Consider the following 20,723-nt stretch of genomic DNA (forward strand, 5'->3'; position numbering starts at 1 on the left):
GTGCGTCCGATTGCGGCGCCCCGGGTCACCGCCCCTGTGAACCGGCGGCGAAAACCTCGCAACGGGCAACGAACCCGGTTGCGGGCCGTCACGTAACTCGTTCGAGGCGGGGGTGAGAGGTTTGCGAGACTGGTGCGGTGAGCAGTGCAGCCCCCACCCCCCGCGTCATCGCCGTCGTCGGTCCCACCGCGGCCGGAAAGTCCGATCTGGGCGTGTTTCTCGCCCAGCAGCTCGGTGGGGAGGTCGTCAACGCCGACTCCATGCAGCTCTACCGGGGGATGGACATCGGCACCGCCAAGCTGACGCCCGAGGAACGCGGCGGCGTACCGCACCACCTCCTGGACATCTGGGACGTGACCGTCACGGCCTCCGTCGCCGAGTACCAGCGGCTCGCCCGTGAGCGGATCGACGCACTGCTCGCCGACGGGCGCTGGCCGATCCTGGTCGGCGGCTCCGGCCTCTACGTGCGCGGGGCCGTGGACAACCTGGAGTTCCCCGGCACCGACCCCGAGGTGCGGGCCCGCCTGGAGGACGAGCTGGCCCTGCGCGGCTCCGGCGCGCTGCACGCCCGCCTCGCCGCCGCCGACCCGGAGGCCGCGCGGGCGATCCTGCCGAGCAACGGCCGCCGTATCGTCCGGGCCCTGGAAGTGATCGAGATCACCGGCCGGCCCTTCACCGCCAACCTCCCCGGCCACGACTCGGTCTACGACACCGTGCAGATCGGCGTCGACGTGGCCCGCCCGGAGCTCGACGAGCGCATCGCGCGCCGGGTCGACCGCATGTGGGAGGCGGGACTGGTCGAGGAGGTGCGCGCACTGGAGGCGCAAGGGCTGCGCGAGGGGCGTACGGCGTCGCGCGCGCTCGGCTACCAGCAGGTGCTCGCGGCGCTCGCCGGCGAGTGCACGCTGGAGGAGGCGCGGGCCGAGACCATCCGTGCCACCAAGCGCTTCGCGCGCCGTCAGGATTCATGGTTCAGGCGCGATCCGCGGGTGCATTGGCTCAGTGGGGCCGCGGCGGATCTCCGGGAACTTCCGCGGCTCGCCCTGGCGTTGGTCGAACGACCGGTTACAGCCTGATCACGTCATGGCATCGGGACGCTCCGGCCGTCATCGGGGCCTCCGGCGCCGTGCCATCATCGAGCTTCGATCGACCAGTGGAGTCCTAGTTGGGAGGGCGCGTGGCGATGGAGGCCGGCCCTCGCGACACCGCACAAGGCGCCGAGCACGCCACCACCGGAAGTGGTGCTGCGGAGCGGGACGACGACCGTCTGAGCCCTGACGGGCCGGAAGAGGCCCAGGGCGGGGTGACCGACGACGGTCCGGAGCCGGACGAGATGTTCGTCGGCGGCCCCGAGGTCGAGGTGGAACTGCGCCCCCAGCGGCGGCTGCGGCTGTGGCAGCTCGCCCCCATCGTGGGCCTGGGCGCGATCGGTTCGCTGATGTTCGCCTTCCCGCTCGCCTTCGACTTCGGCGACAGCGGAGCCATGATCGCCATGCTGGGCCTGCTCATCTGCTCCTGCGCGGCAGGCTGGGGCATGATGGCCGCCCGCAAGGTCGGTCACACCTGGCCCGGACTGCCCCAGCGGGGCTCCGGGAGGCGGCCGGACTGGCGGGTCGTGATCGCGTACGTCGTCGTGGTCGCCGCGGCGGTCGTGCTGGCCGTGTGGCGCGTGGCCAGACTGCGCTGACGCCCCACGGGCGGCCCGCTGTCGTACCCACCCCGTACGATCGAGGAATGAGCACGCGGATCGCCTTCCTCAAGGGGCACGGCACCGAGAACGACTTCGTGATCGTCCCGGACCCCGAGAACGTCATCGACCTGCCCCCGGCCGCCGTCGCCGCGCTGTGCGACCGCCGCGCGGGCATCGGCGGTGACGGGCTGCTGCACGTGGTGCGGTCCGCCGCCCACCCCGAGGCCGCGGCGATGGCGGCCGAGGCCGAGTGGTTCATGGACTACCGCAACGGCGACGGCTCGATCGCCGAGATGTGCGGCAACGGCGTCCGGGTGTTCGCGCGCTACCTCCAGTACGCCGGGCTGGTGACCGAGGGCGACCTCGCCGTCGCCACGCGCGCGGGCGTGAAGAGCGTGCACATCGCCAAGGACGGCGACGTCACCGTGGGCATGGGCAAGGCGCTGCTCCCCGAGGGCGATGTCACCGTGAGCGTCGGCGAGCACAGCTGGCCCGCGTGGAACGTGAACATGGGCAACCCCCACGCGGTCGCCTTCGTCGACGACCTCGCCGACGCCGGGAGCCTGCTGACCCCGCCGCCGTTCAGCCCGGCCACCGCCTACCCGGACGGTGTGAACGTGGAGTTCGTGGTCGACCGCGGCCCCCGGCACGTCGCCATGCGGGTGCACGAGCGCGGCTCCGGCGAGACCCGCTCGTGCGGCACGGGCGCGTGCGCCGTGGCCGTGGCCACCGCCCGAAGGGACGGCACCGACCCCGCCGTCACCGGCACCCCCGTCACGTACACCGTGGACGTCCCGGGCGGCCGCCTGGTGATCACGGAACGGCCCGACGGGGAGATCGAGATGACCGGCCCCGCGGTGATCGTCGCCGAAGGCGAGATCGACGGGGAGTGGCTGGCGAACGTGACGCGCTGACCGCGTGACGCGGTTCCGCGCGATGCACTCCACGCGACGCGCTGACCACGCGACGCGCTGACCGCTCGGTGCGCGAACGCGGCGCGCCGGCCGAGTGATGCGGCTCCGCGTGGTGCCATGCCACGCGGGCGCCCGCGGCGTACGCCGGGCGGTTCCCGTCGGCGTACGTCACGCGATGGGCGCTCGGGCGCACGCCGGGCGGTTGCCGCGGGCGTACCGCCGGGTTCGCCGTGAACCTCAAACCTCGCCACCGTCGCTCGAATGGGTGATCCGTTTCACGCTCGGCGAGAGCCGGTCAGCCGGGCGTGATGGGCTCGGTAGCATCAAGCACCGGCCCGGACGGGGGACACGTCGCCATCCCTGAGCCGTGTCCGCCCTGGGGCACCCCGTCCGCCGGTCCACGCAGCCGGAGGTGCCCATGAGTGCGGAGGCCACGAACCCTGCGAGTCCAGGTGCTGTGACAGACCCTGTGACCAGCACCGTCGCGCCCGCGGCGGCCGCCGTCGCGCGCAAGAGAACCCGGCCCAGGATCGACCTGCGCCGCCTCGGACGCGCCGCCCTGCTCGGTCCCGCCGCCCGTGGCCGGCTGCCCGACGCCATCAGCCACGTCGTCGACGCCCACCGCGCCCACCACCCCGACGCCGACCTCGAACCGCTGCGCCGCGCCTACGTCCTGGCCGAGTCCTCGCACCGCGGCCAGATGCGCAAGAGCGGCGAGCCGTACATCACGCACCCCCTCGCGGTGACCCTGATCCTCGCCGAACTCGGCGCGGAGACGACCACGTTGACCGCGTCCCTGCTCCACGACACCGTCGAGGACACGGAAGTGACGCTGGACCAGGTCGGCGAGCAGTTCGGCGAGGAGGTGCGCTACCTCGTCGACGGCGTCACCAAGCTGGAGAAGGTCGACTACGGCGCCGCCGCCGAACCCGAGACGTTCCGCAAGATGCTCGTCGCCACCGGCAACGACGTCCGGGTGATGTCCATCAAGCTCGCCGACCGGCTGCACAACATGCGCACCCTCGGCGTGATGCGCCCCGAGAAACAGGTCCGGATCGCCAAGGTCACCCGGGACGTCCTCATCCCGCTCGCCGAACGGCTCGGCGTCCAGGCGCTCAAGACCGAACTGGAGGACCTCGTCTTCGCGATCCTCCACCCCGAGGAGTACGAGCGCACCCGGGAGCTGATCGCCGAGAACGCGACCCGCGCCGACGACCCGCTCGCCGAGATCGCCGACGAGATGCGCACGGTGCTGCGCGAGGCCGGCATCCCGGCCGAAGTCCTCATCCGGCCCCGCCACTTCGTCTCCGTGCACCGCGTCTCCCGCAAGCGCGGCCGGCTGCGCGGCGCCGACTTCGGCCGGATCCTGGTCCTGGTGCACGAGGACGCCGACTGCTACGGCGTGCTGGGCGAGCTGCACACCTGTATGACGCCCGTGGTCTCCGAGTTCAAGGACTTCATCGCCGTACCGAAGTTCAACCTGTACCAGTCGCTGCACACCGCCGTCGCCCGCCCCGACGGACAGATCGCCGAAGTCCTCATCCGCACCCACCGGATGCACAAGGTCGCCGAGGCGGGCGTGATCGCGCTCGGCAACCCCTACGCGCCGCCCTCCGAGGAACAGGCGGCGGCGGACGGCGAGCGCGTCGACCCCACCCGGCCCGGCTGGCTCTCCCGCCTCCTCGAATGGCAGCGGGCCGCACCCGACCCCGACACCTTCTGGTCGACCCTGCGCGAGGACCTGGCCCAGGACCGCGAGATCACCGTCTTCCGGCCCGACGGCAGCGCGCTCGGCCTGCCCGAGGGCGCCACCTGTGTGGACGCCGCCTACGCGCAGTACGGCGAGGACGCGCACGCGTGCATCGGCGCCCGCGTCAACGGCCGGCTCGCGACGCTGAGCACGGTGCTGCGGGACGGCGACACCGTCCAGCTGCTCATGGGGCAGGACCCGGCGTCCGAACCCTCACGGGAGTGGCTGGAGCACGCCCACACGCCGGCCGCGCGGATCGCCATCCAGCGGTGGCTGGCGACGCATCCGGTGAGTGAGGCGAAAAGGGAGGAGAGTGAGGCCAGGGTGGCTGACGGGGTCGCTGAGCCGACTCGGATCGCCACCGCGACGTCTCGGGACGAGCCATCCGCACCCTCGCCGGAAGCCTTCGCGCCCGAGACGGTCTCCGGCGCCACCGTCGCCGCGGTGCCCGCCATCGCCGACCGCCCCGGCGCCGCCGTACGGCTCGCGGGCTGCTGTACGCCCGTACCGCCCGACGAGATCACCGGGTTCGCGGTGCGCAGGGGAGTGGTGACCGTGCACCGGGTCGGGTGCGCGGCCGTGGCACGCATGAAGGGCGCGGGGCGCGCGGAGGTCGGCGTGCGCTGGGGCGAGACCGCCGGGAGCGAGATCACGGGGTGCCGGGTCACCCTGGTCGCTGAATCGTTCGGCCGCCCCCACCTCCTGGCGGATCTGACGGAGGCCATCGCCCTCGAAGGCGCCGAGATCGTCTCGGCCACCGTGGAACCCCCCAGCCAGCAGCGGGTGCGCCACACCTACACCCTGCACCTCCCCGCAGCGGCCCGGCTGCCCGCGCTGATGCGCGCCATGCGCAACGTCCCCGGCGTGTTCGACGTGAGCCGGGCGCAGCACACCGCTTCGGCGCACTGAGGGAACCCGCCCGGACCCCGCCGGGGAGGCCGTTCGAGTGCGCCCGGCGCGCGTCTGCGCCGTGCGCCGGGCGCACGCTGGTAGCGGTGGGGCATGCCGCTCACCCCCCGCACCCGCGCCCCCCGACGGCTGAAGGCGGCACTGCTCGCCTCCGCCGTCACCGTCTGCCTCGTCGCCGCCGGCACCCCGCCGGCCCCGCTGGGCGTCGGGGACCGCCTCTTCCCGTACCTGGGGAACCCCGGCTACGACGTCGTGTCGTACGACCTCTCCCTGGCCTACTCCGGCGCCAACGACAAGCCGCTGAAGGCGGTCACCACGATCGACGCCTGGACCACCGAGGACCTGAACCACGTCAACCTCGACTTCGCGCGCGGCACCGTCGAGTCCGTGGAGATCGACGGCGAGACTGCCGCGTACGCCACGGCCGGCGAGGACTTGGTGATCACGCCGGAGGACCCGCTGCCCGCCGGACAGTGGCTGCGCATCGTCGTACGGCACACCAGCGAGCCCGTGGGCCGGCCGGGCCGCGAGGGCGGCTGGGTGCGGACCGCGGACGGCCTCGTCATGGCGAACCAGGCCGACGCCGCGCACCTGGTGTTCCCCTGCAACGACCACCCCTCGGACAAGGCCGTCTTCACCTTCCGGGTGACCGCGCCCGAGGGATACACGGCCGTCGCCAACGGCCTCCCGGCCGACGTCGAGCGCGCCGGCACCGCGACCACCTGGACGTACCGCACCCACCACCCCATGGCCACGGAACTCGCCCAGGTCTCCATCGGCCGCTCCACGGTGCTGCATCGCACCGGCCCGCGCGGGCTGCCGGTCCGGGACGTCGTCCCGAGCGCGCACCGCGAGCAGCTCGAACCGTGGCTGGCGAAGACGCCGGACCAGATCGCCTGGATGGAGCGCAAGGTCGGGCCGTACCCCTTCGAGACGTACGGCCTGCTCATGGCCGACGCCTCCACCGGCTTCGCCCTCGAGACCCAGACGCTCTCCCTCTTCGAGAGGGAGCTGTTCACCGACCCCGCGTTCCCCGCGTGGTACGTCGAGTCGATCATGGTCCATGAGCTGGCCCACCAGTGGTTCGGCGACAGCGTCACCCCGCGCGACTGGTCCGACCTGTGGCTCAACGAGGGGCACGCGACCTGGTACGAGGCGCTGTACGCGGAGGAGAAGGCGGAGCGCCCCCTTCAGGACCGTATGAAGGCCGCCTACCGCGCCTCCGACCGCTGGCGCGCGGCCGGCGGGCCGCCCGCCGCACCCAAGGTGCCCAGGCCCGGCAGCCGCCTCGGCATCTTCCGCCCCAACGTCTACGACGGCGCCGCGCTGATCCTCTACGCCCTGCGCCAGGAGATCGGCCGTCCCGCCTTCGAGCGGCTGGAGCGGGTGTGGGTGAGCCGGCACCAGGACGCCACGGCCGGTACGGCCGACTTCGTCCGGCTGGCCTCGGACATCGCCGGCCGCGACCTCACCGGCTTCTTCCAGGGCTGGCTCTACGGCGAGAAGACCCCGCCGATGCCGGGGCACCCGGACTGGACGTCGGAGGCTCCGGAGGTGGCGGGCGGGAAGTAAGGGCCGGTCCAGGGGGGGGGCTGGTCCGTCCGGTCGTCAGCGGGAAACATGGTCTGAGCGGCCGGGAAATAACACGGTGACGAGACGGGGCGTTGCGTGCGACCATCTTCTGGCAGCGACGGCACGCGACACGGGAATCTCCCGGGGTACTCGTGCGTTGTAAGCGGTGACGGACCAGTTCCGCCCGCCGGAACCCCCAACGACGTAAGGACCCAATGACCTCCTCTTCTTCCCCTTCCCAGGACACCCCGCGCAAGCGCCTTGCGCACGACTACCCCGAGGGTCTTCGGGCCGATGCCCTGATGGAAGAGGACGTCGCCTGGAGCCACGAGATCGACGGAGAGCGGGACGGCGACCAGTTCGACCGCTCCGAGCGCGCGGCTCTGCGCCGTGTCGCCGGCCTCTCCACCGAGCTCGAGGACGTCACCGAGGTCGAGTACCGCCAGCTCCGCCTGGAGCGGGTCGTGCTCGTCGGCGTCTGGACTTCGGGGACCGTGCAGGACGCGGAGAACTCCCTCGCGGAGCTGGCCGCACTCGCGGAGACCGCGGGCGCGCTCGTGCTCGACGGCGTGATCCAGCGCCGCGACAAGCCCGACGCCGCCACCTACATCGGCTCCGGCAAGGCCGAGGAGCTGCGCGAGATCGTGCTCGAGACGGGCGCGGACACCGTCATCTGCGACGGTGAGCTCAGCCCCGGCCAGCTCATCCACCTCGAAGACGTGGTCAAGGTCAAGGTCATCGACCGTACGGCCCTGATCCTCGACATCTTCGCCCAGCACGCCAAGTCCCGAGAGGGCAAGGCGCAGGTCGCGCTCGCGCAGATGCAGTACATGCTGCCGCGGCTGCGCGGCTGGGGTCAGTCGCTGTCCCGGCAGATGGGCGGCGGCAAGGGCGGCGGGCTCGCCACCCGTGGTCCCGGTGAGACCAAGATCGAGACGGACCGGCGGCGGATCCGCGAGAAGATGGCGAAGATGCGCCGGGAGATCGCGGAGATGAAGACCGGGCGCGACATCAAGCGCCAGGAGCGCCGGCGCCACAAGGTGCCCTCCGTCGCGATCGCGGGCTACACCAACGCGGGCAAGTCCTCGCTGCTCAACCGCCTCACCGGCGCGGGCGTCCTGGTCGAGAACGCGCTGTTCGCGACCCTGGATCCGACCGTGCGCCGGGCCGAGACCCCGAGCGGCCGGCTGTACACGCTGGCCGACACCGTCGGCTTCGTCCGGCACCTGCCGCACCACCTGGTCGAGGCGTTCCGCTCCACGATGGAGGAGGTCGGCGACTCCGACCTGATCCTGCACGTGGTGGACGGTTCGCACCCGACCCCGGAGGAGCAGCTGGCCGCCGTGCGCGAGGTGATCAGGGACGTCGGTGCCACCGGCGTACCCGAGATCGTCGTGATCAACAAGGCCGACGCGGCGGACCCGCTGACGCTCCAGCGGCTGCTGCGGGTAGAGAAGCGTTCCATCGCGGTCTCCGCCCGCACCGGTCAGGGCATCAAGGAGCTGCTGGCACTGATCGACGCGGAGCTGCCGCGCCCTGCGGTCGAGATCGAGGCGCTGGTGCCGTACACGCACGGCAAGCTGGTCGCCCGCGCCCACGACGAGGGCGAGGTGATCTCCGAGGAGCACACCGCGGAGGGCACCCTGCTCAAGGTCCGGGTGCACGAGGAACTGGCGGCGGAGCTGTCGCCGTACGCTCCGGCTCCGGCGCTCTGACCCACCACCGGCGCCGCTTCTGCGGCGCACCGTGACGGCCCGAAGGCCCGCTCCCGCGATACGCGGGGAGCGGGCCTTCGGTGTGCGAGGACGCTCGGCGGCGTCACCGGCCGCCGTAGGCCTCGCTCATGTTCTCGTACAGCGCCCGGGCGTCCGCGCCGAGCTGCGGGCCCGCCAGCCAGGTGTGGTCGGCCGGGCCGATCGAGGTGTTGGAGACCAGCTGGGTCTCGCCGTCCACCACCCGGAACCAGCCGCCGCCGGACGAGCCACCGGTCATGGTGCAGCCGATGCGGTACATCGTCGGCAGGGAGGGGCTCAGCGAGAGCCGGCCCGGCTGGTCGACGCACGTGAACATCTTCAGCCCGTTGTACGGCGGCGCCGCCGGGTAGCCCCAGGCACCCATTTTCCCGGCATCGGCCGCGGCCGGCGCGGAGAAGTCGACGTCCAGGGCGGCGCCGACCGTCTCCTCCAGCGACTTCGAGCCGTGCTCCGGCTTCACGTGCAGCACGGCGTAGTCGTACGCCGCGCCCGCGCCGCCGGTCTCCGAGCCGCCCTCGATCCAGCCGTTCGAGGTGGACGCCCAGTCCGCCCACCAGTTGCCGTACGGCGCGATCTCGACGGGGTCGGCGTTGTTCAGCTGCGCCTCGGACTTGCCGAGGTCGTTGAAGGCCGGGACGAAGACGATGTTCCGGTACCAGCCGCCGTTCTGGCCGGCGTGCACGCAGTGGCCGGCCGTCCAGACCAGGTTGGACTTGCCCGGGTGGTTGACGTCCTTGATCACCGTGCCGGAGCAGACCATCGAGCCCTCGGGGGAGTCGAAGAAGATCTTGCCGACCGGGGCGGCGTTCTTGTGGTACGGCGTCTTCTCCGGCGAGGCCTGGACCGGCGCGGGCGCCGGGTCGCTGACGCCCTGGCCGGCGGACGTGTCCTTCGTCGTGATCGTCTTGTCGGCCTCCTTCGCCGTGCGCATCCGCTCCGGCTTCCAGAGCCCTTCGATCACGGGGTTGACGAACTCCTTGGCCTCACTGAGCCACTTGTCCCTGTCCCAGTTCTTCCAGCCGCCGTCCTTCCAGTCGTCGACGTCGATGCCGTGCTTCTTGAGCCGGTCGGCGATGTCGGTCGGGATGGTGACCTTGCCGTCACCGCCGTCACCGCCGCCGTTGGCGCCGTCCGCGGCGCTGTCGGCGGCCTGAGAGGTGGTGGCGCCCGGCCGGTCGGCCGCCTCGTCCTCACCGGAGCCGCTGCAGGCGGTCGCGGTGAGCGCGAGGGCGGCGACGAGGCCGGTGCCGGCGAGCGCGGTGCGCCGGCGCCGGTGTCGCTGGGTGGTTGCGGGCGTGCGTATGGGACGCATGGTGCGATGACCCCCGTAGGAACGCGTGAATGTCTGATGCTTGTGGTGTCTCGGTGTGTGGTGGGGTGCGGCGCGGCTGGTGTGGCGCTGTGTGGCCGTCGGGTCGTGTCATGAGCCTGTCATGACGCGGTGAGAGGTCCGGGACGGGAACGATCTCGGGTACGACACCCACTATGCCCATGGGGTTGAGGGCGAACGGCGGCGGGACGGTGGAGGTTTCCCCACGAACCCCGCCGCCATGCCCGGTCACCCGGCCGGGCCACCCGGCCGTCACCGGCCGGTGAACCACCCGGCCGTCACTGGCCGGCGAACTTGCCGCTCACCTCGTCGAAGACGGCCTTGGCCTCCTTGCCGAGCCGCGGGCCCGCCAGCCAGCCCGCCGTGACCGGGCCGATCGAGGTGTTGGACACCAGCGCGGGCTTGCCGTCCGAGCCCGTCGCCACCCAGCCGCCGCCGGACGAGCCGCCGGTCATGGTGCAGCCGATGCGGTACATCGTCGGGTCCGTGGTGTTCAGCGACAGCCGGCCCGGCTTGTCCTGGCACTGGTACATCGTCTGGCCGTCGTACGGCGGCGCCGCCGGGTACCCGGTCGCCGTCATGGTGTCGATCTTCGGTACGGCCGGGGCGTTGAAGTCCACCGGCAGCGCCGAACCGACCATCTCCTCCAGCGACTTGCCGCCGCTGCCCTCCTCCGGCGTCACATGGATGACGGCGAAGTCGTACGGGGCGCCGTCACCGCCGGTGGCGCCGCCCTGCTCGATCCACTGGTCCGAGGTCTGCACCCAGTCGCCCCACCAGACGCCGTACGGAGCGACCTCCTCCTGCGTGGCGTCCTGCAGCTCCGCGGCCGACTTGCCGGCGTCGTTGTACGACGGCACGAAGGCGATGTTGCGGTACCAGCCTCCGCTCTTGCCGGCGTGCACGCAGTGGCCCGCCGTCCACACCAGGTTCGACTTGCCGGGGTGGGCCGGGTCCTTCACGACCGTCGCCGAGCAGACCATCGTGCCCTCGGGGGCGTCGAAGAACACCTTGCCCGCCTCCGGGGCGTTGGCGTGGTACGAGGCCGGCACGGCCTCCGCCTGCACCGGAGCGGGCTCCGGGTCGGTCACGCCCTGATCACCGGAGATGTCGCTGTCGTCGACCTCCTGGTCCGGCTCCTCGGCCTCGCGCATCCGGTCCGGGTTCCACAGGTCCTCGATGATCGGGTTGACGAAGTCCTCGGCCTCGCGCAGCCAGTCGTCCTTGTCCCAGTTCTTCCAGGCGCCGTCCCGCCACTTGTCGATGTCGATCCCGTGCTCCTTGAGCCGGTCCTTGATGTCGTCCGGGATCGTGATCTTGCCGTCGCCCGCGGCGGCGGAGGCCGTCGCCTCGCCGCCCGCCCCGGTGTCGCCCGACTCACAGGCGGTCGCGGTGAGCGCGAGCACCGAGGCCAGGGCCACAGCGATCAGTACGGGGGAGGTTCTGCGGCGCCCGCTCCTCTCCCGGCGAGCGGCGAACGACGGACGTATGGATCGCATGGTGTTACTCCCCCTGGGACGGACTCTTACGGAACTCGGGCCGCTCTCACGGCCTGCCGGGAACGGCACCCCACACTAAGGGCTCGCGGCGAGGGACTTCCGACGGAACGGCAACGGTTCCGCTACAGGCTGACCGCCCGGGCAACCTGGCCATTCGTCCCGGGGCGGGACTGGTTGCCGAGGGACGGGCCGCTCGTGGCGAGTCGGCGGCAGGGTGGCGACCGGGTCGACGGGAGGGCTGTAAACGGTCATTCGCGGCTGATAAACGATCGTTGAGCGAAGTTGTGGCGGCACGTAGAGTGCGGACTGCGCAAGAGACCGTCAATCTACGGAAGCCCAGGGAGCGCATCGGTGGCGGCGCCTCGTCAACTGGTTCAGACGTTGAGGCGGTTGGACGCACTCATCCGGGAGAAGGGCCTCGACCGGTCCGTACTCCTCGACCCGCGGGAACTCGCCACCGGCACCGCACTGCCCGAGCCCGTCGTCCGCGCGCTGCTCGAAGGGAAGCCGCCGCCCGACGACACCGTCACCGAGCGCTTCTCGGCGCGCATCCGCGTGCTGGCCGAAGCCGATCTGCGGCGCACCGGCAGGAAGATGGCGGCACTCGCGGCCGAGGTGGGCGCCGCCCTGCACGTCTCCGACGTCTGGGCCCGCCTGATCCTCGAAGGCAGGAAGACGCCCAACATCGAGCACCTGCACAAACTCGCGGAGTTCTTCGGCCTGGAGGCCGGCGAGGCGTTCTTCACCGCCCCCGCCGACAAGGCGCTCGACCGCGCTCTCACACCGATCCTGGCCCAGCTGGAGAACCCGGAGACGGACCCCGTCGAGGCTCTGCTCAGAAAGTACGGAGTCCGCGCGGCGGACCTGCGCCGGCACGGCTCCATGACGCCCGAGGCGCTGGACCGGCTCCTCGAGGGAGTGATCCGTTCGGTGCTGCCCAGGAAGGAGGACACCGACCAGTGAGCACGAGAGCGATGAAGGCGCTCCTTGCCGACCTCGGCAGGCAAGCGTCCGGGATCATCCAGCGTCCCGCCGACCCCTCCACGGTCATGCACGGCTTCTGCCAGGCGATGAGCGTCCGCCGCGACCGGCCCATCCAACTGGCGTTCCGTGCCTTCCCCGACGACATCCCGGTCTCGGGCATGCGCCTGGACTGCGGCGACCGCTCCATCATCGTCGTCGAGGAACGCGCCGTCCCCGAAGCACAGCTCGTCATCCTCGGCCACGAGTTATGGCACGAGGAGCAGGGGGAGTGCGGCAACCACGTGCCCGGCCTGCCCGCCGCCCGCGCCCTCTCCACCCACCAGCCGCCCGACGTCCTGCGGCGAGCGGCCGAGGAGATCCTCGCCGCCCAGGAAGTGCCGCGGCAGGCACTGCTCACCATCGCCGGCCGCGCCGTGTCCGACGACGACCACGAGGCGGACGCCGAGACGTTCGGCCTGCTCTTCGGCCGCGAGGTCCGAGCCTGGATGACCGGTCCGCACGCCCGGGGCCCCGTCAGCCCCGCGACGGTGGAAGGCCGTATCAATCTCTCCCTCAGCCCCTGGGGCGGGCAGATACTCGGATGAACCTCGCCGATCTGCACCTGCCCTACGCCCTCCCCACCGCCTTGCTGCTGGCCGGGCTGGCCGCCAAGTTCCCCACCTTCCTGCGGTCCTGGCGCGACCCCGACGCACGGGGGACGTGGGTGGTGCTGCTGTGGGCCCTGTGCGTCTTCGTCTCCGTGACGCCCGCGACCATCCACAAGATCAATACGGTGACGGGCGTACCGAACATCGCCGCGCCGTGGAGCTACTCGCTGCTCACCGGCTTCTCCGGGGCCTGCCTCGCCATGATCATCACGTGGCGGGACGAGCCGTCGCCCCGGCGCCGCCGCCGCGTCCGCGCCGTCTGGGTGATCCACGCCGGCACCATCACCGCCCTGTGGGTCACCTTCCTCCTGGCCGACGTGCCCGAGGAACGCATCTACGACCTGGACACCTACTACGCCACCACCCCGTGGATGCGCGAGCACATCCTGCTCTACCTCCTCGCCTTCCTCATCTCCACCCTCGTCGCCGCCTCCATGATCAGATCCTGGATCCCGCAGGTCAGCGCCCGCTGGCTGCGGGCGGGCCTGCGCTTCCTCCAGACCGGATACGCCTTCGGTGTCCTCTACGCCGTGACGAAGCTGACCGCGATGGGAGCGCGCTGGGCGGGAACCGACTGGGACGGTCTGAGCACCTACGCCGCCCCGCCCTGCGCCATCTTCGGCGCCACGCTCATGGCCATCGGCTTCCTCCTCCCCGTCATCGGGCCCTTCCTCCAGACATGGCCGCGGGAACAACTCGCCCACTGGCGGCTGCGGCCCCTCGCCCGGGTCATCGACGCCGTGGTCCCGGCGACCGCCCGGGCCCGCGTCAGCAGATTCGCCCCGCTCGACCTGCGTCTGCTCCAGCGGCAGCAGCACATCCACGACGGCCTGCTGCGCCTGGCTCCCCACTTCGACCACGCCCTCCACCGGCTGGCCTACCGGGCCGCGTCCGCCGCGCACGACGACGCGAAGGCCCGCGGCCTCGCCGGCGCCGTCGTGCTCCAGGCGGCGCTCGACTCCTACAGCAGCGGCATCCGGTGCGAGACGAGCGGACAGCCCTCCCACATCGGCAGCGACGTCACCGACCACCTGGAGGCCATTTCCCGCGGCCTCACCCGCCCCCGCGTCCTGGCGGACCTCCGCAGACGAGCGTTGACGGCCGAGCCGTCGGTGCACGAGTCTGCGGCGCCTGGATCTTCGGCGCCCGGGTCCGCGGCGCCTGGGACTTCGGCTGCTGGGACTGCGGCGCCTGGGACTTCGGCTGCTGGGACTGCGGCTTCTGGGGCTTCGACCGCCCCTGGGACTGCGGGGACCGAGCCACTTGGGACCGCGCCACTCGGAACCGAGCCTCTGGGAAGCAGTTCTCCGGGGACCCAGCCTCTGACGGCCGGCGGCTGCCGCGCTCCAGGCCCGCACAGTAGTCACCATCCGCCTGCGGGTGGCCGTACAGAAAGCATGAACGCAGATGACTGAAAGATCCGCCACCCGCCGGCCCACCGCGGTCGTCCTCGGGGCCGGCGCCGCCGGACTCTTCGCCGCGGCGGCCCTCGCCGAGTCCGCCGACGTCACCGTCGTCGAACGCGACACCCTCCCGGCCTCGCCCGAGCCCCGCCGTGGCGTCCCTCAGTCCCGCCACGCCCACCTGATCTGGAGCGGAGGCGTCCGCGCCTTCGAGGACCTGCTTCCCGGCGTCGTCGACGAGGTCGTGGCCGACGGAGCCCGACTTGTGCACATCATGGGCGACATGGTGTCCCGGGCCCCCAACGAGGTCTGGTTCCGGCGGTTCACCGCCACCCGTCACCGCAACCTCGTCTGTTCCCGACCGCTTCTCGACGCGCGGCTCACCACCCGCGTCCTGAGTGACGACCGGATCAGCCTCCTTCCCGAGGCCACCGCCCTTGGACTGCTCGGCGACGCCTCCCGCGTGACCGGCGTCCGCGTCCGGGTCGACGGCGAGGAGCGCTCCCTCTCCGCGGATCTCGTCGTGGACGCCACCGGCCGGGGCTCCCGAACGCCCCGCTGGCTCACCGGGCTCGGACTCCCGCCGGTCGCCGAACGCGAGGTCAACGCCGGCGTGGCCTACGCCACCCGCCTGTACCGCGCACCCGGATCCACCGCCGACGCCTCCTTCCCGCTCGTCAACGTGCAGGCCAACCCGGCGAAGGCACCCGGCCGGGGCGGCATCATCCTCCCCATCGAGGACGGCCGGTGGATCGTCACCCTCTCCGGCAGCCGCGGCGGCGAACCCACCGGTGACCCGGACGCCTTCGTCGACTTCGCCCTCGGCCTGGGCGACCCCGTCATCGGTGAACTCCTCAAGAACGCCGAACCGATAGGCGGCGTCGCCACCACCCGCAGCACCGCCAACCACCGCCGCTACTACGAGAAGATGGCCCGCTGGCCCGATGGCTTCACCGTCCTCGGCGACGCCATCGCCGGCTACAACCCGGTCTACGGTCACGGCCTCACGGTCGCCGCGCAGTGCGCCCTCGCCGTGCGCGGCCTCCTGCGCACCACCGACCTCACGGCTCCGGGAACAGCCCGCCGGCTCCAGCGCGCCGTCGCCCGCCCCGTGGCCGCGGCCTGGGACCTCGCGGTGGGCCAGGACGCCTTCTACCCCGGCGCCACCGATACCGCCCCCACCCCCGTCGAACGGATCCTCGCCCGTTACGTCGACCGCTGCGTGGAAACCGGGGCGAACAACCCCCGCGCCATGGCCGCCCTGCTGGACGTGATGAGCCTGGAGAAGCCCGCCACCCGCCTGTTCTCGCCCGACATGCTCCTCCCCATGCTCCTCGGCCCCAGGAAACCCTTCCTCCAGGGTCCGCCCCTGACCGAACGGGAACGAGAAGCGGCTCTCGGCTGACCGCCAGCGCCACCACGCCGCGACCCGGGACGGGACTCGCTCACCCATCGATCCTGCGACCTCCCGCACCCAGCCGATCAAGCAGCACCGATCTCGCCGCAACCCGTAACCCGGTGCCGGGTGCGGGGTTGGTAGCGGTGGGATCCGCCCGGTCGGGCCCGGGGCGAGACAGCCCGGACCGCTGACCCGGTGGACGTGAGTCGGTGTTGAGGAAGCGGCGCGGCGGGCAAAGGGCGGGCGGGGCGATGCGAGCGGCCAACTCCTCGGCGGACAGCGGAAGGACGTGGGGCCGTGGCCGTGACAGAGGAGATCCTGCGACGCCCGCCGGCGCGCGAGCCGGCGGCACGCACCTATCCGCAGGCCCTGCCCGTCGTCCCGGTGCGGGCACGCGGGCTGACCGTCGAAGGCGCCGACGGCCGCCGCTACCTGGACTGCCTCTCCGGCGCGGGCACCCTCGCCCTCGGCCACAACCACCCCGTCGTGCTCGACGCGATCCGCAAGGTCCTCGACTCCGGCGCGCCACTGAACGTGCCCGACCTCACCACCCCCGTCGAGGAAACCTTCGTCACGGAACTGCTGCGCACCCTTCCGCCCGGGCTGCGAGACCGTGCCCGCGTACGGTTCTGCGGACCCGCCGCCACCGACGCGGTGACCGCCGCCCGCGCCCTGGTGCGAGCGGCTACCGGCCGCACCGCGATCCTCGGCTTCACCGGGAGCGGCCACAGCGTCAGCGCGGATGCCGTGAAAGCCTCCGACTCGACGCAGTTCACCGGCCTGACCGCCCCGTCGGGCAGTCCACTGCCCTACCCCCAGGACTTCCCATGCCCTTTCGGCGTGGCCCGCCCGTACGGCGCCGAACTCGCGGCCCGGTGGGACCAGGCCACACTGGACGACGGCGGTACGGACGCGCAGTCGTCGGTACCGATCACAGTGACGGAGCCCGGGCAGCCGCCCTCGCCGGAGCCGAGCGCGGACGCCGGCATCCCCACCCCACCGGCCGGAGTGATCCTCGAACCCGTCCAGGACGAGGGAGGGGTGATCCCCGCACCGGACGCGTGGGTGCGCCGAATGCGGCAGATCACGGCCGCCCGGTCCATCCCGCTGATCGTCGACGAGTCGCAGACCGGCGTGGGCAGAACCGGCGCCTTCTGGGCCGTCGAACACAGTGGGGTGACGCCCGACGTCATGATTCTGTCCAGGGCCATCGGCGGCAGCCTCCCCCTGGCCGTCGTCGTCCACCGTGACGATCTGCTCGGTGCGGGGGAACCCACCTCTCCCACCGGCCCGTACCGAGGCAACCAACTGGCCATGGCCGCCGGCGCCGCGACCCTCGCCCACGTACGGCGTCACCGCCTCGCCGAACGATCGGCCACCCTCGGCTCCAGACTCCTCCGCCAACTGCGCTCGCTGGCCGACGACTTCACCTGCGTCGGAGAGGTGCGCGGCCGCGGCCTCATGATCGGCGTGGAACTCGTGGACCCCGAGGCACACTCCGACCAGATCCCGGACGGGGCAGGCCACGGGTACACCACCCGGCCACCTCACCCGCCCGCACCCCGACTCGCCACGGCCGTGCAGCGTGAGTGCCTGCGGCGAGGGCTGATCGTCGGCGTCGGCGGTGGCCACCCCAGTGTCGTACGGCTGCTGCCACCGCTGACGATCACCGACGAACAGGCCGACGCCGTACTGGACCGACTCGCCGACGCGCTCACGGCGGTGGCCCGCCACCACCACTCCGGCCACCTCACGGATCCGGCGCAGTAACGAGACCACCCTTGCGTGCGCGCCCTTCCCACCCGGCGGACGTGCCGCTCCCCGGCCCACCCGGCCGCCCGAACTCTCAACCCACCTGGAGCCCACCCATGTCCCTGACCTCACACCGATTACCTCCCACCGATCCGCTCATGGCCCCGACCCGGCCCCTCCGCACCTGCCCCTGCGACAGCGCTGCCCGGCTCACCCCGCAAGAGCCGCATGACCTTCCAAGGAACCGCCTTGACCAACAGCCCCACCGCCAACAACCACGCCCGCCCACCAGAGCAGGCCCTGCCCGAACCTCAGCTCCCATCCGAACCGGACGCCGCCCACGACCTCCTCCAGCACCCCGACCCCTGCGTCGCGGCCGAGTCCGCCGCAGTCGAGAACCTGCTGCGCTGCTGGATCCGCGAGGCCGGCATCCCCGTCCCCACCCACGGCACACTCCGCATCCCCCTCCCCGCCAGCGGCACCGCTCTCCTCGCCCCGGTCCACTACAGGTCCGCCACCGGCTGGCACCGCTTCGGACTCCCACATCTGGCCGGCGCCCCGCATCCCTCCGCACCGGCCGACGCGGTCACCGTCGCCGCCCTGCTCGCCCGAGAGGCATCGGGTAAAGCCCGCACCACCACCGCCGCACCGACCGCCACCGCACCCCCTGCTGCCGCACCGCCTGCCACCGCACCCTCTGCTGCCGCACCGACCGCCGCCGCACCCCCTGCCGCCGCACCGCCCGCCGCCGTCCCCAGGGCCAGGACCGCCGAGCCGAACGACCCACATACCGGCACCGCCACCAGCCCCGGTCCAGCCCTGGTGGCCCACGATCCGCTCCTGGTCGCCCCCCACCCGGACCCCACCGCCCACGGCCCCGACCTCGTCGCCCGCGTCGCCGACTCCGTCCGCCGGATCGCCACCTTCCTCCGCGACCGCCGCGACACCCCCGGCCACGCCACCGACCTCTTCCTCACCGCCGAACAATCGCTGCTCTTCGGCCACCCTCTCCACCCCACCCCCAAGAGCCGCGAGGGCATCACCGCCGTCGAGTCACGGCACTACTCACCCGAACTGCGCGGCTCCTTCCCGCTCCACTGGCTGGCCGTCGCTCCCTCCCTCCTCGCCACCGACTCCGCCTGGACCGAACGTGGCCGACTTGTCCCCGCGCCGCACCTCATTCACCGCCTTGCCGGACCCGCACTCCCGCTCCCGGAGGGCCATGCCGCACTGCCTCTCCACCCGTGGCAGCTCCGCGAGATCCGGCACAACCCCGAGGTCGCGGCTCTCATGGACACGGGGCTGCTGCGAGACCTCGGCGCCCATGGCCTCCCTTGGCACCCCACGTCCTCCGTGCGCACGGTGTACCGGTCCGGCGCCCCGGCCATGCTCAAACTCTCCCTGGGCCTGTGCATCACCAACTCCCGTCGGGAAAACCTCCGCAAGGAACTCCACCGGGGCGTGGAGGTCCACCGTCTGCTCCGCACCGGACTGATCCGGCAGTGGCGCGCCGCCCATCCGACGTTCGACATCGTCCGTGACCCCGCCTGGCTCGCCGTCGACGGGCCCGACGGCAGCCCGGTCGCCGGATTGGACGTGATGATCCGGCACAATCCGTTCACTCCGTCCGACGACGTCGCCTGCGTTGCCTCAGTGGTGGCACCCCGCGCACCGATGCGGCCCGACCGGCCGGCGTCGTCCCGGCCCACAGCGTCCCGGCCGGCAGCGTCGCGGCTCCACGAGGTGATCACCGGTCTGACCGAACGGACCGGCCGACCACGCGCAGCCGTCGCCGCCGAGTGGTTCCTGCGCTACCTCGAACATGTCGTCCGGCCCGTGCTGTGGCTGGACGGCGAGGCGGGCATCGCCCTGGAGGCCCACCAGCAGAACACCCTGCTCCTGCTGGACTCCCACGGGTGGCCCGCAGGCGGCCGCTACCGTGACAACCAGGGCTACTACTTCCGCGAGTCCCGTAGAGCGGAGCTCGACGCCCGGCTGCCCGGTATCGGCGAGCACAGCGACACCTTCGTCTCCGACGAGGTCACGGACGAGCGCTTCGCCTACTACCTGGCGATCAACAACGTGTTCGGTCTCATCGGTGCCTTCGGATCCCAACGCCTTGCCGACGAGACGCTGTTGCTCGCCGCTTTCCGCCGCTTCCTCAGCGGCGCCGCCTGCGGTCCCCGCCGGCTGCGCAGCACCCTGCCGGCCCGGCTGCTCGACTCACCCGTCCTGCGGTGCAAGGCCAACCTCCTCACCCGGCTGCACGGTCTCGACGAACTCGTCGGACCCGTGGACACCCAGTCCGTCTACGTCACCATCGCCAACCCCCTCCATGTGTGATGTCTCCGCACTCCCGCGACAGCCTCAGCTCCGGCCCCGAGCCCATCCCCGGCTCTGGCCCCGGTCCCAGCGTCGACGCCGAGACCACGCCGCATTTCCGCTCACCGTCCGCACTGATCCCGCCCTTCCCCGCCGCCGACCCGCTCGACGGTGTGGCCGACTGGGGCCCCATGGACACCCCCGTCGGCACCTTTCAGCTCGTCCCCGTACAGGTCGACCGGGACCTCGCCCTCCTCAGCCGCTGGATGAACGACGCGGCCGTAGCCACGTACTGGCACCTCGCGGGCCCTCCGGAGGTCACCGAGCGGCACCTGCGTGCCCAGCTGACCGGCGACGGCCGCAGCGCTCCGTGCCTCGGCGTCCTCGACGGCAGGCCCATCGGATACTGGGAGATCTACCGGGCCGACCTCGACCCACTGGCCCGCCACTATCCCGCCCGCCCTCACGACACCGGCATCCACCTCCTCATCGGCGAAGCCGCCGACCGCGGGCACGGTCTCGGCAGCACCCTGCTCGGAGCCCTCGCCCGCCTCGTCCTCGACAAGCGACCCGCCTGCACCCGCGTCATCGCGGAACCCGACCTTCGCAACACACCCTCCCTGTCCGCCTTCCTGCGCGCCGGCTTCCGCCTCTCCGCCGAGATCGACCTGCCCGACAAACGGGCCGCCCTCATGGTCCGGGAGCGGGGCCCGCACGAACTTCCGTAGCGCCCTGCGACGACACTTCTGGTACACCGCTCACAGCACTCCGGTTCCCACCGAAACCGAAATCCCGCCG

General features: G+C 72.1%; 15 protein-coding genes. 13 read left to right on the plus strand and 2 right to left on the minus strand.

The window, feature by feature from the left end:
* Positions 1-137: 137 nt before the first annotated feature.
* The 6 genes from miaA to hflX all read left to right on the plus strand — a co-directional run bounded on the left by miaA (position 138) and on the right by hflX (position 8,550).
* Positions 138-1,076, plus strand: a complete 939-nt coding sequence (gene miaA / locus AB0K92_RS12880) for a tRNA (adenosine(37)-N6)-dimethylallyltransferase MiaA (RefSeq protein ID WP_166002664.1) — start codon at positions 138-140, stop codon at positions 1,074-1,076.
* Between the two features lie 107 nt (positions 1,077-1,183).
* A complete protein-coding gene (locus AB0K92_RS12885; RefSeq protein WP_365922143.1) occupies positions 1,184-1,687 on the plus strand; it encodes a hypothetical protein in 504 nt (167 codons plus the stop codon).
* A gap of 47 nt (positions 1,688-1,734) precedes the next feature.
* Positions 1,735-2,604 (plus strand): diaminopimelate epimerase, encoded by an 870-nt coding sequence (dapF, locus tag AB0K92_RS12890; RefSeq protein ID WP_365922145.1) that lies wholly within the window; start codon positions 1,735-1,737, stop codon positions 2,602-2,604.
* Positions 2,605-3,022: 418 nt separating this feature from the next.
* Complete coding sequence (locus AB0K92_RS12895) at positions 3,023-5,263, plus strand: HD domain-containing protein (protein WP_365922147.1); 2,241 nt, start codon at positions 3,023-3,025, stop codon at positions 5,261-5,263.
* A gap of 93 nt (positions 5,264-5,356) precedes the next feature.
* Positions 5,357-6,835, plus strand: a complete 1,479-nt coding sequence (locus AB0K92_RS12900) for a M1 family metallopeptidase (RefSeq protein ID WP_365922149.1) — start codon at positions 5,357-5,359, stop codon at positions 6,833-6,835.
* 215 nt (positions 6,836-7,050) lie between these two features.
* Complete coding sequence (gene hflX, locus AB0K92_RS12905; RefSeq protein ID WP_365922151.1) at positions 7,051-8,550, plus strand: GTPase HflX; 1,500 nt, start codon at positions 7,051-7,053, stop codon at positions 8,548-8,550.
* Between the two features lie 103 nt (positions 8,551-8,653).
* On the opposite strand, the gene AB0K92_RS12910 is transcribed toward hflX, so the two are convergent.
* Together AB0K92_RS12910 and AB0K92_RS12915 are read right to left on the minus strand one after the other, a co-directional pair.
* Positions 8,654-9,901, minus strand: a complete 1,248-nt coding sequence (locus tag AB0K92_RS12910; protein ID WP_365922153.1) for a hypothetical protein — start codon at positions 9,899-9,901, stop codon at positions 8,654-8,656.
* Between the two features lie 296 nt (positions 9,902-10,197).
* On the minus strand, positions 10,198-11,418 hold the full coding sequence (locus AB0K92_RS12915) for a hypothetical protein (protein ID WP_365922155.1): 1,221 nt from the start codon (positions 11,416-11,418) through the stop codon (positions 10,198-10,200).
* Positions 11,419-11,808: 390 nt separating this feature from the next.
* Here AB0K92_RS12915 and AB0K92_RS12920 point away from each other — a divergent pair, with 390 nt between their 5' ends.
* The 7 genes from AB0K92_RS12920 to AB0K92_RS12950 all read left to right on the plus strand — a co-directional run bounded on the left by AB0K92_RS12920 (position 11,809) and on the right by AB0K92_RS12950 (position 20,653).
* Complete coding sequence (locus tag AB0K92_RS12920) at positions 11,809-12,381, plus strand: hypothetical protein (protein ID WP_365922157.1); 573 nt, start codon at positions 11,809-11,811, stop codon at positions 12,379-12,381.
* The gene (locus AB0K92_RS12925; protein ID WP_365922159.1) at positions 12,378-12,986 is read left to right on the plus strand and encodes a toxin; all 609 of its coding nucleotides are present in this window, start codon (positions 12,378-12,380) and stop codon (positions 12,984-12,986) included. Before AB0K92_RS12920 ends, AB0K92_RS12925 begins: the two co-directional genes overlap by 4 nt.
* The gene (locus AB0K92_RS12930; RefSeq protein ID WP_365922161.1) at positions 12,983-14,464 is read left to right on the plus strand and encodes an MAB_1171c family putative transporter; all 1,482 of its coding nucleotides are present in this window, start codon (positions 12,983-12,985) and stop codon (positions 14,462-14,464) included. The genes AB0K92_RS12925 and AB0K92_RS12930 overlap by 4 nt, the downstream gene beginning before the upstream one ends.
* Complete coding sequence (locus AB0K92_RS12935) at positions 14,457-15,857, plus strand: FAD-dependent monooxygenase (RefSeq protein WP_365922163.1); 1,401 nt, start codon at positions 14,457-14,459, stop codon at positions 15,855-15,857. The genes AB0K92_RS12930 and AB0K92_RS12935 overlap by 8 nt, the downstream gene beginning before the upstream one ends.
* Positions 15,858-16,148: 291 nt before the next feature.
* Positions 16,149-17,621, plus strand: a complete 1,473-nt coding sequence (locus tag AB0K92_RS12940; RefSeq protein ID WP_365922165.1) for an aminotransferase class III-fold pyridoxal phosphate-dependent enzyme — start codon at positions 16,149-16,151, stop codon at positions 17,619-17,621.
* Between the two features lie 282 nt (positions 17,622-17,903).
* Positions 17,904-19,946 carry an IucA/IucC family protein gene (locus AB0K92_RS12945; protein WP_365922262.1) on the plus strand — a complete coding sequence of 681 codons (2,043 nt, stop codon included), beginning with the start codon at positions 17,904-17,906 and terminating at the stop codon, positions 19,944-19,946.
* The gene (locus tag AB0K92_RS12950; protein WP_365922167.1) at positions 19,946-20,653 is read left to right on the plus strand and encodes a GNAT family N-acetyltransferase; all 708 of its coding nucleotides are present in this window, start codon (positions 19,946-19,948) and stop codon (positions 20,651-20,653) included. The genes AB0K92_RS12945 and AB0K92_RS12950 overlap by 1 nt, the downstream gene beginning before the upstream one ends.
* The last annotated feature ends 70 nt before the right edge of the window (positions 20,654-20,723 follow it).

Origin of the sequence: Streptomyces sp. NPDC052687 (assembly GCF_040678395.1) — a bacterium.
Classification (GTDB): domain Bacteria; phylum Actinomycetota; class Actinomycetes; order Streptomycetales; family Streptomycetaceae; genus Streptomyces.

What these genes read in the sequence shown, in the direction of transcription:
- AB0K92_RS12915 (WP_365922155.1), bottom strand. Translation starts at nt 11,418, where the DNA reads ATGCGATCCATACGTCCGTCGTTCGCCGCTCGCCGGGAGAGGAGCGGG.
- AB0K92_RS12950 (WP_365922167.1), top strand. Translation starts at nt 19,946, where the DNA reads ATGTCTCCGCACTCCCGCGACAGCCTCAGCTCCGGCCCCGAGCCCATC.
- AB0K92_RS12895 (WP_365922147.1), top strand. Translation starts at nt 3,023, where the DNA reads ATGAGTGCGGAGGCCACGAACCCTGCGAGTCCAGGTGCTGTGACAGAC.
- hflX (WP_365922151.1), top strand. Translation starts at nt 7,051, where the DNA reads ATGACCTCCTCTTCTTCCCCTTCCCAGGACACCCCGCGCAAGCGCCTT.
- AB0K92_RS12885 (WP_365922143.1), top strand. Translation starts at nt 1,184, where the DNA reads ATGGAGGCCGGCCCTCGCGACACCGCACAAGGCGCCGAGCACGCCACC.
- AB0K92_RS12900 (WP_365922149.1), top strand. Translation starts at nt 5,357, where the DNA reads ATGCCGCTCACCCCCCGCACCCGCGCCCCCCGACGGCTGAAGGCGGCA.
- AB0K92_RS12930 (WP_365922161.1), top strand. Translation starts at nt 12,983, where the DNA reads ATGAACCTCGCCGATCTGCACCTGCCCTACGCCCTCCCCACCGCCTTG.
- AB0K92_RS12935 (WP_365922163.1), top strand. Translation starts at nt 14,457, where the DNA reads ATGACTGAAAGATCCGCCACCCGCCGGCCCACCGCGGTCGTCCTCGGG.
- AB0K92_RS12910 (WP_365922153.1), bottom strand. Translation starts at nt 9,901, where the DNA reads ATGCGTCCCATACGCACGCCCGCAACCACCCAGCGACACCGGCGCCGG.
- dapF (WP_365922145.1), top strand. Translation starts at nt 1,735, where the DNA reads ATGAGCACGCGGATCGCCTTCCTCAAGGGGCACGGCACCGAGAACGAC.